General features: G+C 65.8%; 15 protein-coding genes and 1 tRNA gene. 3 read left to right on the forward strand and 13 right to left on the reverse strand.

What is annotated here, in order from left to right:
* Positions 1-173: 173 nt before the first annotated feature.
* The 7 genes from OCI36_RS06400 to OCI36_RS06430 form a co-directional block, all read right to left on the reverse strand.
* Positions 174-830 carry an aspartate/glutamate racemase family protein gene (locus OCI36_RS06400; RefSeq protein WP_261664245.1) on the reverse strand — a complete coding sequence of 219 codons (657 nt, stop codon included), beginning with the start codon at positions 828-830 and terminating at the stop codon, positions 174-176.
* Positions 831-929: 99 nt separating this feature from the next.
* Positions 930-1,478: a peptide-methionine (S)-S-oxide reductase MsrA gene (gene msrA / locus OCI36_RS06405; RefSeq protein WP_261664246.1), complete on the reverse strand. Its 549-nt coding sequence runs from the start codon at positions 1,476-1,478 to the stop codon at positions 930-932.
* Positions 1,479-1,609: 131 nt separating this feature from the next.
* Positions 1,610-1,686 (reverse strand) — tRNA-Met (locus OCI36_RS06410).
* 75 nt (positions 1,687-1,761) lie between these two features.
* Positions 1,762-2,139, reverse strand: coding sequence for a hypothetical protein (locus OCI36_RS06415; RefSeq protein WP_261664247.1), 378 nt, complete (start codon positions 2,137-2,139; stop codon positions 1,762-1,764).
* Positions 2,140-2,147: 8 nt separating this feature from the next.
* Entirely contained in the window at positions 2,148-3,404 is a 1,257-nt protein-coding gene (locus tag OCI36_RS06420) for a butyrate kinase (RefSeq protein WP_261664248.1), read from the reverse strand.
* 97 nt (positions 3,405-3,501) lie between these two features.
* Positions 3,502-4,284, reverse strand: coding sequence for an endonuclease III domain-containing protein (gene nth / locus OCI36_RS06425; RefSeq protein ID WP_261664249.1), 783 nt, complete (start codon positions 4,282-4,284; stop codon positions 3,502-3,504).
* A gap of 30 nt (positions 4,285-4,314) precedes the next feature.
* Positions 4,315-4,926 carry a hypothetical protein gene (locus OCI36_RS06430; RefSeq protein WP_261664250.1) on the reverse strand — a complete coding sequence of 204 codons (612 nt, stop codon included), beginning with the start codon at positions 4,924-4,926 and terminating at the stop codon, positions 4,315-4,317.
* Between the two features lie 60 nt (positions 4,927-4,986).
* Here OCI36_RS06430 and OCI36_RS06435 point away from each other — a divergent pair, with 60 nt between their 5' ends.
* Positions 4,987-5,490, forward strand: a complete 504-nt coding sequence (locus tag OCI36_RS06435; protein ID WP_261664251.1) for a hypothetical protein — start codon at positions 4,987-4,989, stop codon at positions 5,488-5,490.
* A gap of 11 nt (positions 5,491-5,501) precedes the next feature.
* On the opposite strand, the gene OCI36_RS06440 is transcribed toward OCI36_RS06435, so the two are convergent.
* The 6 genes from OCI36_RS06440 to OCI36_RS06465 form a co-directional block, all read right to left on the reverse strand.
* The gene (locus tag OCI36_RS06440; RefSeq protein WP_261664252.1) at positions 5,502-5,909 is read right to left on the reverse strand and encodes a hypothetical protein; all 408 of its coding nucleotides are present in this window, start codon (positions 5,907-5,909) and stop codon (positions 5,502-5,504) included.
* Positions 5,910-5,988: 79 nt separating this feature from the next.
* Positions 5,989-7,278 (reverse strand): flavodoxin-dependent (E)-4-hydroxy-3-methylbut-2-enyl-diphosphate synthase, encoded by a 1,290-nt coding sequence (gene ispG, locus OCI36_RS06445; protein ID WP_261664253.1) that lies wholly within the window; start codon positions 7,276-7,278, stop codon positions 5,989-5,991.
* 23 nt (positions 7,279-7,301) lie between these two features.
* Complete coding sequence (locus OCI36_RS06450) at positions 7,302-7,943, reverse strand: hypothetical protein (protein WP_261664254.1); 642 nt, start codon at positions 7,941-7,943, stop codon at positions 7,302-7,304.
* Between the two features lie 74 nt (positions 7,944-8,017).
* Positions 8,018-8,872 (reverse strand): bifunctional 5,10-methylenetetrahydrofolate dehydrogenase/5,10-methenyltetrahydrofolate cyclohydrolase, encoded by an 855-nt coding sequence (locus tag OCI36_RS06455; protein ID WP_261664255.1) that lies wholly within the window; start codon positions 8,870-8,872, stop codon positions 8,018-8,020.
* Positions 8,873-8,875: 3 nt separating this feature from the next.
* Complete coding sequence (gene nusB / locus OCI36_RS06460; protein WP_261664256.1) at positions 8,876-9,430, reverse strand: transcription antitermination factor NusB; 555 nt, start codon at positions 9,428-9,430, stop codon at positions 8,876-8,878.
* Positions 9,427-9,792 carry an Asp23/Gls24 family envelope stress response protein gene (locus OCI36_RS06465; protein WP_261664257.1) on the reverse strand — a complete coding sequence of 122 codons (366 nt, stop codon included), beginning with the start codon at positions 9,790-9,792 and terminating at the stop codon, positions 9,427-9,429. Before OCI36_RS06465 ends, nusB begins: the two co-directional genes overlap by 4 nt.
* Positions 9,793-10,255: 463 nt before the next feature.
* Here OCI36_RS06465 and OCI36_RS06470 point away from each other — a divergent pair, with 463 nt between their 5' ends.
* Complete coding sequence (locus OCI36_RS06470) at positions 10,256-11,296, forward strand: ABC transporter permease (RefSeq protein ID WP_261664258.1); 1,041 nt, start codon at positions 10,256-10,258, stop codon at positions 11,294-11,296.
* A complete protein-coding gene (locus OCI36_RS06475) occupies positions 11,296-12,315 on the forward strand; it encodes an ABC transporter permease (RefSeq protein WP_261664259.1) in 1,020 nt (339 codons plus the stop codon). Before OCI36_RS06470 ends, OCI36_RS06475 begins: the two co-directional genes overlap by 1 nt.
* Positions 12,316-12,326 lie beyond the last annotated feature (11 nt).

Here is a 12,326-nt window from a genome sequence, read left to right on the forward strand (position 1 = left end):
GGCATATCAGGGAATGGTTCATTTCGTCGCTCCTTCTCCTGCCTCACGGGGCGGGTGCAGCCTCACGGGACTGCTGGAAAAAAGGATGAATAACGCAGACGGCCTTTCCGTCTACCGCCCAGCAGCATAACAGAAGCCGGGCAAGCCAGACGCGCCCGGCCGCAGGATTCTCCCTAGAGCAGTTGCTGCGCCAGCTGCCGCCACATCTCGTTGGCGGGGTCCAGCAGCGGCACCGGGCTGAGTGGTGCCAACGCCGAGCGGAACGCTGGAAAGTGGGTGCAGCCCAGCACGATGGCCTGCGCGCCCAACTGCGAGAGCAGCATGGTCAGCTCGGCCAGGTGGAAATCGCGGACAATTTCTTCCGGCGGGCGCCCCTCCTCGACAGCGTCGGCCAGGTCCAGGCTGCCGAACTGGGTCAGGCGCAGCTGTGGGTTGGCTTCCAGCAAGGTGCGCTCAATCCCGGCGTGGCCGCTGGCATTGGCCGCCATGACGCCCAGGGCGCGGTATTCCCCGGCCCACTCGCGGTAAGCGTGCAGCGGCGTGACCAGCGGCAGGGCCAACTCGCGGCTGAGGCTGGGCAAGTCGGTGGAGCCGCTCAGCGAGTTGCAGTACACATAGACGCCCTGCGCCCCCTGCTGCTGCACCTCGCGCAGCACGCCGCGCATATGATCCTGCCGGGCTGCCGGGTCGGCGTTCTGAAAGCGGGTCTGCGACCGTGGCGAGTCTGAGATGGGCCGCTCCAGCAGCCTGACTCCCTGCGGGCGCAGAATTTCAGCGCCCAGCCGGGTATCTTGCGGGCTTCCTCCGATGACGGCCACAACTTGCTGCATGGTTCAACATAACAGGCTTTCGCCCGGCTGCGGCAAAAGCCTGAAGATGACAGAAAGGGCCGTGCCAGTGGTTAAAAACCTGCCCAGCCTAGAGCGCGCTTACTCGCTGAGAAAGTGCGAGTAGCTTTGCCGCAGCTTGGCGACCTTGGGGGCCACCACAGCGCCACAGTAAGGGTTTTGGGGGTTGTTGGCAAAGTAATCCTGGTGATAGTCCTCGGCCACGTAGAACTCGCTGTTGTCCTCAAGGCTGGTTACGATGCGGCCGTCGTAGGTGCTGGCGTTCAGTTCGTCAATCACGGCCTGGGCTTCGGCGCGCTGGGCATCGTTCAGCGGGAAAAGGGCGCTGCGGTACTGGGTGCCGCGGTCGGCGCCCTGACGGTTAAGGCTGGTGGGGTCGTGGGTGCCGAAGAAGATGTGCAGCAGGTCGCGGTAAGTCACCTGCGCAGGGTCGAAGGTCACCCGTACCGCTTCGGCATGGCCAGTGACGCCGGTGCAGACCTGTTCGTAGCTAGGATTGGGGCGCCGGCCGCCGATATAGCCGCTTTCCACCCGCTGCACACCGCACACCCGCAGCATCACCGCTTCGGTGCACCAGAAGCAACCACCGGCAAAGATGGCCTGTTCGGTTCCATGTTCACTCTGAGTCATAGCCCCATCATCCCGCGCCCAGCAGGGCACAACACTGCGGCACCTTACCAAAGGCGCCGGCGGAGCGGCAGATCCCAAGAAGCGGTCAACAAAGCATAAAAAAAACCACCCCGCGGCGGGGGTGATGTCTTTGGTTGCAGGGACAGGATTTGAACCTGCGACCTCCGGGTTATGAGCCCGACGAGCTACCAGACTGCTCTACCCTGCGTTATTTCGTTTGGCTGTTTCCAGCGCTCAAAGAGAATAACCCCGCTGGGCAGTTCTGTCAAGGGAGAGGCTCAACTCAGCTGAGGCGGTCCAGCACTTCCAAGCGCACTTCCTCGAAAGCGTCAAAGAACTCGTCTTCCAGCTCGAAGTCGCGCTCCAGGGCGTCCTGCTCGGTGTGCATCTGGGCGTGGGCCCAACGCAGCCGCGCCTCGCTGGCCGAGTACACGTTGCCCTTAGCCGCCACGTACTGCGCCGCATGCCGCACCGCCTCGGCCGGGTCGGAGGTGGGAGCCACCACCGAGAGGTTGCGCAGGTCACCCTGGTCATTCACCAGCGAGCAGGTGACTTCCAGCCGCTGACCTTTACGGGCCAGAAACACCTGATCCACCCGCCACATCGCGGTGGCGCGGATGGGGGTGTGATCGGTTTCGCGGCGGCGGCCTCGGTGCTTCATCTGCCCGCTCAGTGTAACGCGCTGGGAGCAGGCTGCTCAGCGGCCGGCTGAGCCGTCTGCGCTGCCTGGGCCGGCTGTACAGCCTGAGTCTGGCCAGCGGCTTCTTCCGGTACCAGATCTTCCGCCACCGGCGGCCAGGCCGACACCGGCGCCCAGCCCATCAGCGCCCGGCCGGCGGCGCGGGCCACCGCTTCGAATTCCGGGTCGCCGGGGATAACAAAGACCGGGGCCATCCAGCTGAGCCGGGCTTCCAGGCGGTCCATCACGCTGTCCCAGCGGGCCAGCGGGCCGGCCAGCACGATGGCGTCGGGGCGCACGGTCAACGCCCCCACCTGCTGTCCCACCGCGCAGGCCACCTGATGCACGAAAGCGGCGGCGGCCGCCTGCACCTGCGGGCTGCTGTCCTCGCTGGTCATCAGCTCATGTACGGTGCCGCAGCCGGTCAGGGCACGCAGCCCACCTCCGCCGGTCCAGAACTCGGTCCAGGGGTGCGCGGTCTGCTGGCCCTGCTCAGCTTCTTCCCAGAGGCGCTGCAAGGTGGCAGGAGCCAGCATTCCGGCCTGCCGCAGCCCCAGCGGACCGCCGAACAGGCCCGAGCCGGTGGTGTTGACCACCCGGCCGCCCTGATAGGCCGTCACGCTGCTGGTGCTGCCCAGGTGAGCGGCCACCACCGCCGCTTCACTGAAACGCTTACCCACGTTGAAAGCTCCCTCACGGGCCGCCATTTCCGAATTGAGCACGTGAAAGCGTGGCTCGCGGCGCAGGCCCGGAATGCCGGTTTCGCGGGCTTCAGGGGGCAGCTCGGCGCTCTGGGGCAGCGGCACGGTCAGCAGCGGCACGCCCAGGGCCTGTGCCCAGGCAATCGCCAGTTGCAGGCCGCGGGTGCCCAGCACCGCTCCAGTAGGCAGGTTCTGCTGCGCCAGCGGCAACTGCTCCGGCTCGGTGCGGATGACCTGTGGGCGGGCCGCCCAGTGGCCGAGCATAAAAGAGTCCTCCCACTGCGCCAGGGTCGCCACCGCGTCGGGGCGGGGCCAGTCGGCCGTTTCGCGATCCAGATACGCCAGGGTGCTTTCCAGGTTCAGGCCGGTGCCGTTGAGGAGGTCGTCGCCCACCGGCAGGTCGGCCCGGGTCAGATTCAGGGTCAGCCGGCCGTCCGGCCCCAGCGCTTCAGGCGCCCCGGGGCCGCCCTCGCTGGCCGGCAGGGTCAGATCCGCCAGCCCCACTTTCAGCCGGCTGCTGCTCACGCTCAGTACGTAGACACGCATAAACAGTCCAGTTTAGCAGATGGCCCACGCTGACCGGCGCCAGCAGAGCACAGTCGGCGCGGCCGTTCCAGTTGGAGGTTTCAGACTGGGACCCCATTCAGTCAGTGGGGCGCGCGGCCGCATTCCCATCACCCATAAAAAACTGCGCCGAGGAGCACCACGTCCGCAGCACGCAGGCGGGACAGGCCGGGTCGCGCCGGGTGCAAATCTCGCGGCCATGCCGCACACCGGCCCGGTGAAAAGCGGCGCGGTAGGCGGCATCAGCGGGCAGCACGCCTTCGAGCCATTCTTCCTGCCGGTCGGCCTTCCAGCCGGGCGGCACCACTTCCAGCCGGTGCAGCAGCCGCTCGATATTGCCGTCCACGGCCGCCGCCGGCTGTGCCAGATGAAACAGCAGCAGCAAGCTGGCGGTGCGCCGGCCCACGCCAGGCAGCCCTTGCAGGAAAGCGCGGGCCTCAGTGGGCGGCAGGCGGCGCAGGAAACGCAGCGAGGGCTGGCCCCGCTCCTCTGCTAGCCGCTGCAAAATGCCCCAGATGCTTTTGGCCTTGGACTGCGCCAGGCCACCGCCAGCGCCTTTCAGCACAGCCGCGATCTCATCCGGCTCGGCCAGCAGCGCCGCTTCCCAGCGCGGGTAGGCGGCTTTGAGGGCTTCCCACTGCCGCTGCGCCACCGCCCAGGTGTTCTGCTGGGCCAGAATCAGGCGAATCAGGCCGTCGAGCGGCTCGGGGTTGGGGGTCAGCGCCAGGCCCTGTGGGCCATAGCCATGGGCGGCCAGCAGTGCCTCAGCGGCAGCCGGCCACCAGTCCGGAGCCGGCAGCTCGGCCGGGGTCAGGCGGCGGGGTGCTGTTGGACTTGACCGTGCCGTCTTGCTGGACTTCACCACTCTACTGAATCACCTGAGCGGGTCACCTTACTGAACGCGGCGCTCGACCTTGTTGCCGGCGCGGTCAATCACGGTCACGTCGGCGTAGATGCCCTGCGTTTCGGCATAGAAAGTGACTTTCTGGTCCACCGCGATGTTCAGGCGGCGGCCGTCCACCAGCACCTCGGCCACCTGATCGTTGTCGGTTGCCACGCCCGCCACCCGGATGGTCTTACCAAAGCGCTCGAAGGAAGTGATCTGCACGGTCGGCGGCTGGGGGTCCAGTTCCAGGTTCATGGTCAGGTTGCTTTCGTTGCCGGCGCGGTCGCGGGCCTTGAACACGAAGGTGTTCTTATCGCCCTGCACTTTGGGCCGGTAGTTGAAGTAGCGAATCTTGGTGCTGCCCTCGTCCAGCGGCACAGCCTGATCGTTGATGGTGAGCTGAATGGCGCCGCGGTCGTCCATCACGTAGCCCTTGAGATAAAGGTCGTCGGCCTTGGCGACCCCGCCGCCTTCGGGCGACGTGACCACGATGCGGGGCTGGAAGGTGTCGTTCTGCCGGGCACAGCTGCCCAGGCCCACCGGCAGCAACAGGAGGGCCCCCAACCCCCAGGAAGAAGGCGTACCAAGTCCGAATTTTTGCCGCTGCGAACTGCTCATTGCCTGCCAGTATAGTCGGCCCCGGCCCGCCGCCTCCCGGCCAGGGGTAGCATGGGCGCCATGACGTTTCTGCGGACCCTGACGGCGGCCACTTTCGGTTTCGCTTTCAGCCTGATTTCTTTTGCCGCCTTTTACGTGCATGGCAACCTGGGGGCCATTTTCCGTTATCTGGGCGCCCGCGGCGACGCCCGCCGGCTGGAAGCGGCCGCAAACGCCACCCCCGAGCAGATTGCGGCGGCCCACGCCCAGGCCCGCGCGCTGGCCGACAGCGCCGCCGACCCCGACTTTGCCGTGCGGATGATGCCGGTGGCCCTGCTGCTGGGGGTCGCGGCCGGCTACGCGCTGTGGCGGCTGTTCGGCTCGCGGGAAAACCGTGCCGACGCAGCCGACGTGCAGGAGCGAATGCTGCTGCGGCTGGCCTACCGCTGCGGCGGGCGCTTCAGCCTGGCCGACGTGACTGCCTCTTCCCCGCTGACCGAGGCGCAGGCCATTCACGTGATCCGGCGGCTGAAAGAAGAAGGCCGCCTGCGTGATGTGGCGGGCGGCCTGTACGAGCTGGTGTAAGTCTTAGTCTCTCAGTCCCAAGTGTTGAAGAGCACCTCTGCCCGCGTGCCGGGGCGTTCCTTTTGTACCGCTTTCGCCTCCCAGCCATTGCCGGCAGCCGAGGCGAGCAGTCTAGCCCGCTCGCTGGAAGTAAGGTCGGCGGTCAGCCAGGCAGGGTCCGGCAATACCAGCACACCAGACGCACTGAGGGCGTCCCAGAGCGGCCCCGTATCCAACAATCCGGCACCCAGCAAAGGCCAGGGCGTCACATAGGGCTGGCAGGGCGCAGCCGCCACAGCAGCAATGTTGCTGCTCAGCAACACCCAGCCCAGGCTGGCGCCGAAGCGGTCCACAGCACGCAGCTGGTAAAGGTCGCCGGGTTCGGGGTGCCAGGTCCAGCCATGCCGCCGGGCCACCTCGGCCAGATAACCACTGACCACCTCTGGCGGCTGAGGCTCCCCGCCCCAGCGTTCATAGACCAGGCGGTAGGCGACCCATGCTCCAGAGGTCTCCCAGCTTTCAGACCTGTGGCTGGCCGTAATGCTCCCGCACGTATTTTTCCAGCAATTCCTGGAAGTCCTCGGCAATGCGGGGGCCTTTCAGGGTGGTCAGCAGCTGGCCGTCCTGATACACCGGGGCGCGGGGGTCCTCGCCGGTGCCAGGCAGCGAAATGCCGATGTGCGCGTGCTTGCTCTCGCCGGGGCCGTTCACCACGCAGCCCATTACCGCCACCTGCATGTCTTCTACACCGGGGTAGCGGGCCTTCCACTCGGGCATCTGGTCACGGATATAGTCCTGAATCTTCTGAGCCAGGCTCTGGAAGAAGGTGGAGGTGGTGCGCCCGCAGCCGGGGCAACTCGTGACCTGTGGCAAAAACTGGCGCAGGCCCAGACTCTGCAGAATCTGCTGGGCCACTTCCACTTCCAGCTTGCGGCTGGCGCCCGGCTCCGGCGTCAGGCTCACGCGGATGGTGTCCCCAATGCCTTCGGTGAGCAGTGGGGCCAGCGCCACCGAGGTCGCCACCATGCCCTTCATGCCCATGCCGGCTTCGGTCAGGCCCAGGTGCAGCGGGTAGTCGCACTGCGCGGCCAGCCGGCGGTATACCGCCCACAGCTCGGGGGCGCTGCTCACCTTGACGCTGATGATGATCTTGTCGTGCGGCAGCCCCAGCTTTTCCGCGTAGGCTGCCGATTCGAGCGCCGAGACCACCATCGCGTCGATGGTCACGTCGGTGGGGCTGCGCGGGTTGCCCCGGGCGGCGTTCTCGTCCATCAGCCGCGCCAGCACCTGCTGGTCCAGGCTGCCCCAGTTCACCCCGATCCGCACCGGCTTGCCGTACTCCTTGGCCACCTCGATCATGGTGGCGAAGTTGGCGTCGTGCCGCTGCCCGGCGCCCACGTTGCCGGGGTTGATGCGGTACTTCGCCAGCAACCGGGCTGCTTCGGGGTGCTCACGTAGCAATTTGTGGCCGTTGTAGTGAAAGTCGCCCACAATCGGCACCTGAATGCCGAGGTCGGCCAGCCGCTGCACGATTTCGGGCAAGGCGGCGGCGGCCTCGCCGGTGTTCACCGTCACGCGCACCAGTTCCGAGCCGGCGCGGGCCAGCTGCGCCACCTGCATGGCGGTGGCCTCGGCGTCAGCGGTGTGGGTGTTGGTCATGCTCTGCACCACGATGGGATGGGCCGATCCCACCATCACCCCGCCCACGTTCACGCTCACGGTCTGGCGGCGCGGAATGGCGGCGAATGCGGGCAGGGTGGTGGATTCCCCACCGTCCATCTCTAGCTGGGGCAGCGACTCGAAGCTCATGCCCGACAGTCTAAGCCCTGGCTTCAGTTGCCTTCGGGGATTTCCACCCACTCCCAGCGCGGCAGGCCCTCACAGAGAATTTCTACCATCATGGACAGAGAAGAAATAAACAGGTGACGGTAGCGGGGGCAGGGTTGTTCCAGCTCGGCCTCCTGGGAAAGGGCCAGAGGCGCGGGGCATGACCCTGGCGGAGAAAAGCGGCCTGTAGGCGTCTCCCAGCCCTCATTTCCTTTGTTGCGCTCCCAGGTATCGGGATGCACCTGTACCGGGCGCCCGCCCAGAGGGAAAACTCCGTAGCTCGGATTTTCCAGCAGAATTTCGGTGACCCAGGGGTCCGGGTCGTTCATCACTTCCAGAAAAGACGAATCCGGCGAGTCGCCGCGCCAGGAGCAAGTTTCGGCAAAAGGCTGCGAATATTCCTCCGGATACAGTTCAAGCGCATAAACCCGGTCTGTCCAGGTCAGCTTGAGCAGACGCTCTGGCCTCAACGCCGTCATGGGCCATACGTCAATTTGCAGCTCATAGGGATTGGTGAAAGGCAGCTGTCGCCAGTCCACCCGTACAACGGCCAGATCCTCCAAAAAGGGCACTCGGTAAGCCTGTTGCAAGCCTTCATCCGGCCATGCAGCCCACTCGTACTGCGAAAAGCGTTCGCGTCTGCCCATGCCCCAGCGTAGCCAAAAACCGGCCCCCAGCGGTAAGGCCGAGGGCCGCAGGGCAGGGGCTGCCGGTGCCCGGTTCAGCGGTCCAGCCGCCGCAGTTCCGCCGCCGTCACCGTGTTGGCCATCAGCTGCGCCACCGTCAGCAGCCCCACGCCACCCGGCACCGGGGTCAAGCCGCCGGCCACGCCAGCCACGTCCGGGTGAACGTCGCCCACGATTTTGCCTTTGCCGTCCACCTCGGTGCGGTTGATGCCCACATCGATCACGGTGGCGCCCGGCTTCACCATCTCGGGTGTGATGAACTGCGGGCGGCCCACGGCCACCACCAGGATGTCGGCTTCGCGGGTTACGGCGCCCAGGTCGGCGGTGCGGCTGTGGGCGATGGTCACGGTGGCGTCACGGCCCAGCAGCATGGCGGCCATTGGCCGGCCCACGATCTCGCTGCGGCCCACCACTACGGCGCGCCGTCCCGCGACCGGAATGCCGTAAAAGGCCAGCAACTCCAGAACGCCGGCCGGCGTGCAGGGATTCAGCCGAGCGCGGCCAGCCCACATCTGCGCCACGTTCACCGGGTGAAAGCCGTCCACGTCCTTGGCGGGGTTTATCGCCAGCAGCACCGGCTCCTCGTCGATGTGGGCCGGGAGCGGCAGCTGCACCAGAATGCCGTCTACCCCGGGGTCGGCATTCAGCCGCTCGACCAGAGCCAGCAGCTCGGCCGAGGACGTGCTTTCCGCAAGGGCATGAACCTCGCTCTGAATGCCGACCTGATGCGCTTTCTTGTCCTTGGAACGCACGTAGCTTTCGCTGGCGGGGTCGTCGCCCACCCGCACCAGCGCCAGCCGGGGCGCACGCGGCAGGTGCTGCACCCGCTCGGCTGCCCGGGCCAGCAGCTGCTCGGCCACCGGCCGGCCGGCCAGATTCAGGGCCGGCACCGCCTAGTCCTGCTCGGCCGGGGAACCGGCCAGAGCGTCGTTTGCGGCACTTTCCTCCGCCGCGCCCGCTTCCGGCTGCCGGTCCTGACTGCGGGCCTGCTCGGCCAGGCTGCGGCTGAGGGTGCCCAGCACGCCGTTGACAAAACGGCCCGAATCCTCGCCGCCAAACTTGCGGGCAATCCGCACGGCACTCTCGATCACCGGGGGGTGAGGCTCACTGGTGAACATCATCTCGTAGGCGGCCAGGCGCAGGATGTTCAGGTCTGTCTGGGCCATCTGGTCAAAGGACCAGCCCCGGATAGTGCGGTGCAGCGCGTCCTGAACCTCTTCCCAGTGCATGTCCAGGCCCTCGGCCAGCGACCGGGCAAAAGCCACAGCTTCGGGAGTCAGCGGGGTCAGGGTGTCGTCGCCGCCCTCGTGCATCTGAGCGGCGGTGCGCATAAACACCTGTTCCAGCGGCAGCTCGCCGCGCTCCGACTCAAACAGGGCGCGGAAGGCGAACTCGCGGGCGGCGCGGCGGCTGCCGCTGGGGGCGCCGCGTTCACGGCGGCGGGTCAAGAGAGTGCCCCCGCCTGGGCGCCGCGCGGGTTGGCCGGCAACGACACGCCCAGCACCGAAATATTCACCGCGTCCACCTGGCAGCCGCACATCAGTTCCAGGTTCTCGGCCACCGAGCGCTGGGCGCGGGCGGCCAGGTCCAGCAGGTTCTGGCCGTAATCCACATTCAGGCCCAGGTCCACACTAAAACGGCCCTCAGGCGACTGGGTCAGGCGCAGCGCCCGGGGCAGCATGGCCGTCTCGCTGTCCTTGAGCACCTCACCAACCGGGTTGGGCACAGGCGCGATGCAGATGCCGTCAATGTCCTCCACAGCGGCCATGACGATGTCGCGCATCACGTTCTTGTTGATGTTCAGTTCCATACCTTTCTATCTTAGTGCCTGCCTGACGCCGCACCGCGCTGCTGCACACGCTCATGCGCCTGCCCCTGGGCTACAGGCAGCGCGGCCGGCCCGGGCCAGCAGGCGGCTGAATATTTACCCAGTTTTCACAATGGTGTATTGTGGCCGGGTCAGTGAACCTTTCAGTGTGCTCCGTTTTTCGCCCTCCGTCCCACCCAGCAGAAGTTGCGCCTGGGCGAGGACGCTTGGGCCCGGCGGCATATGGTTCCAGTCAGCCGAGGTACCCGGGCGGCCCCCGGCTTTCCCAGCGCAGGCTATGCTGCTGGGCAAGACCATCTCTTTTTACTGAAACGGGCCTGTTTTCAGGCGTTCCGGCTCAGCGAGGACCCCGTCCTCTCCTTCCGAACAGGCAGGTTCTCTCTGGACCTGCTTTTCCCCCCACCGGCCTTCACCCGGTTTTCCCTTCCTCATTTCAGGAGCTGAAATGTTCAATCTGATTGTCAAACGCCTGCTTCAGATCCCGTTCATCATGCTGGTGCTGACCATGCTGGTGCTGGCTCTGACCATGCTGCTGACTCCTGTGCAGCGTGCCCAGGGCTATGTCCGCAACGAGCAGCAAGCCGCCCACATCGACCAGATCATCCGCGAGCGCGGCCTGGACCAGTCTTTCTTGGTGCAGTACGGCAAGTGGCTGCAAAGTGCCCTGCAGGGCGACCTGGGCTTTTCCAAGTCGGTCGGTGAGCCGGTGCTGCAGGCCATCCTCACCCGGCTGCCCAACACCATCGAGCTCACCCTCTTCGCTTTTATTCCTATCATCGTTCTCGGCGTCTGGCTGGGCACCCTCTCGGCACTGAAAAAAGACGGCGTGGTTGACCAGATCATCCGCATACTGGCGGTGCTGGCCTTCTCGGTGCCCAGCTTCGTGCTGGGGATCGTGCTGCTGGCCGTGTTTTACGGCTACCTGGGCTGGGCCCCTGGCCCCGGACAGGTCACGGTGGAAAACCGCCTGCTGATGGACCAGCTGGTGGCCTCCGGACAGCTCCACAAGTACACCGGGATGCTGAGCATCGACGCCATGCTGAACGGCCAGTGGCGGATTGCCCGCGACGTCCTCTCTCACCTGGTGCTGCCAGTAACCACGCTCTCGCTGGTGATTACTGCGACCATCGTGAAGCTGATGCGTACCAGCATGCTCGAAGCACTGACCAGCGACTTCGTGCGCACCGCCCGCTCCAAGGGCCTCAGCAAACGCGTGGTGAACAACAAGCACGCCCGCCGCAACGCCCTGATTCCGATCATCAACTCGGGCGGCTTTATTCTGCTGGGCCTGCTGACCGGTTCGATGATCACCGAATCCATCTATGCCTATCCCGGAATCGGCCGCTGGCTGCTCGACTCGGCCCGCGCGCTGGATATTCCCTCGGTGCTGGGATACTCGATCTTCGTGGCCCTGCTGGTGGTCGTGATCCGCACCCTGATCGATATCGGCTTCACCCTCGTTGATCCCCGCGTGAGGTACGACTGATGACCACCGCTACTCCCCAGAACGTCCCGGCTGTTAAGAAAACCTCGCGCTTCCAGAACTTCTGGCAGGGCAAGCCGATGCGCAAGCTGCGCCGCAACAAGCTGGCCATGATCGGCATGCTGATCACCCTGCTGTTCGGTCTGGTGGCCCTGTTCGCGCCCATGATCGCGCCGCCCAAGTTCAACTGCTCACGCGACCTGGGCATGACCGAGCAGAGCCAGGTCTATAACCCGGCCAGCCCGGTGATGTGGAAGGCCATGTTCGCGCCGCCGCTCTCGTGCTACCAGACCCAGCGCATCAGCTTCGCGCAGGCCCCGCAGCCGCCCAGCGCCAAGGCTCCCTTTGGCACCGTGAACGGCTACAACATCTTCCACGGCATGATCTGGGGCACCCGGCTGGTGTTCAAGCTGGCCTTTATCATCGTGGCGATCAACGTGATCATCGGTACCATCGTCGGGGCCATTTCGGGCTTCTTCGGCGGCTGGGTGGATAATGTTATCCAGCGCTTTATCGACGTGATCTTCGCCATGCCTGGTCTGGTGCTGACCATCGTGATCCTGACCATTCTGCGTGCCAAGAACCCCGGTGGTGACCCCACCATTCCGATCATCATCGCCTTCGTAATTACCGGCTGGTCCGGCTACTCCACCTATGTTCGTGCCGACGTGCTCAAGACCCGCCGCATGGAATATGTGGACGCCGCCCGCGCTCTGGGCGGCAGCGACGCCCGGCTGATCTTCAAGCACGTGGTTCCCAATTCGGTGGCCACCTTGCTGACCCTGGCCGTGATGGACCTGGCAACGGTGCCGCTGGGCGTGGCAGCGCTGTCGTTCCTGGGCTTGGGCTACCCGGTGGGCTACACCGAGTGGGGGCAGATGATCGACTTTGCCCGCCCCTGGCTGAAGCCGGAATACTGGTACGTGCTGATGTACCCGGCAGGATTCATCGTGCTGTTCAGCCTGGCGTTCAACCTCTTCGGTGACGCCCTGCGCGACGCCTTTGACCCGCGCACTCGCTGAACTAGACCCTA

The organism is Deinococcus sp. Marseille-Q6407 (assembly GCF_946848805.1).
In the GTDB taxonomy this organism is placed as follows: domain Bacteria; phylum Deinococcota; class Deinococci; order Deinococcales; family Deinococcaceae; genus Deinococcus.

Bases quoted from the DNA above. Each gene is read 5' to 3' on its own strand.
- OCI36_RS06400 (WP_261664245.1), bottom strand. From the start codon at position 830: ATGCAGCAAGTTGTGGCCGTCATCGGAGGAAGCCCGCAAGATACCCGG.
- OCI36_RS06415 (WP_261664247.1), bottom strand. From the start codon at position 2,139: ATGAAGCACCGAGGCCGCCGCCGCGAAACCGATCACACCCCCATCCGC.
- OCI36_RS06450 (WP_261664254.1), bottom strand. From the start codon at position 7,943: ATGGGCAGACGCGAACGCTTTTCGCAGTACGAGTGGGCTGCATGGCCG.
- OCI36_RS06430 (WP_261664250.1), bottom strand. From the start codon at position 4,926: ATGAGCAGTTCGCAGCGGCAAAAATTCGGACTTGGTACGCCTTCTTCC.
- ispG (WP_261664253.1), bottom strand. From the start codon at position 7,278: ATGAGCTTCGAGTCGCTGCCCCAGCTAGAGATGGACGGTGGGGAATCC.
- OCI36_RS06420 (WP_261664248.1), bottom strand. From the start codon at position 3,404: ATGCGTGTCTACGTACTGAGCGTGAGCAGCAGCCGGCTGAAAGTGGGG.
- OCI36_RS06470 (WP_261664258.1), top strand. From the start codon at position 10,256: ATGTTCAATCTGATTGTCAAACGCCTGCTTCAGATCCCGTTCATCATG.
- msrA (WP_261664246.1), bottom strand. From the start codon at position 1,478: ATGACTCAGAGTGAACATGGAACCGAACAGGCCATCTTTGCCGGTGGT.
- OCI36_RS06435 (WP_261664251.1), top strand. From the start codon at position 4,987: ATGACGTTTCTGCGGACCCTGACGGCGGCCACTTTCGGTTTCGCTTTC.
- OCI36_RS06465 (WP_261664257.1), bottom strand. From the start codon at position 9,792: ATGGAACTGAACATCAACAAGAACGTGATGCGCGACATCGTCATGGCC.
- OCI36_RS06475 (WP_261664259.1), top strand. From the start codon at position 11,296: ATGACCACCGCTACTCCCCAGAACGTCCCGGCTGTTAAGAAAACCTCG.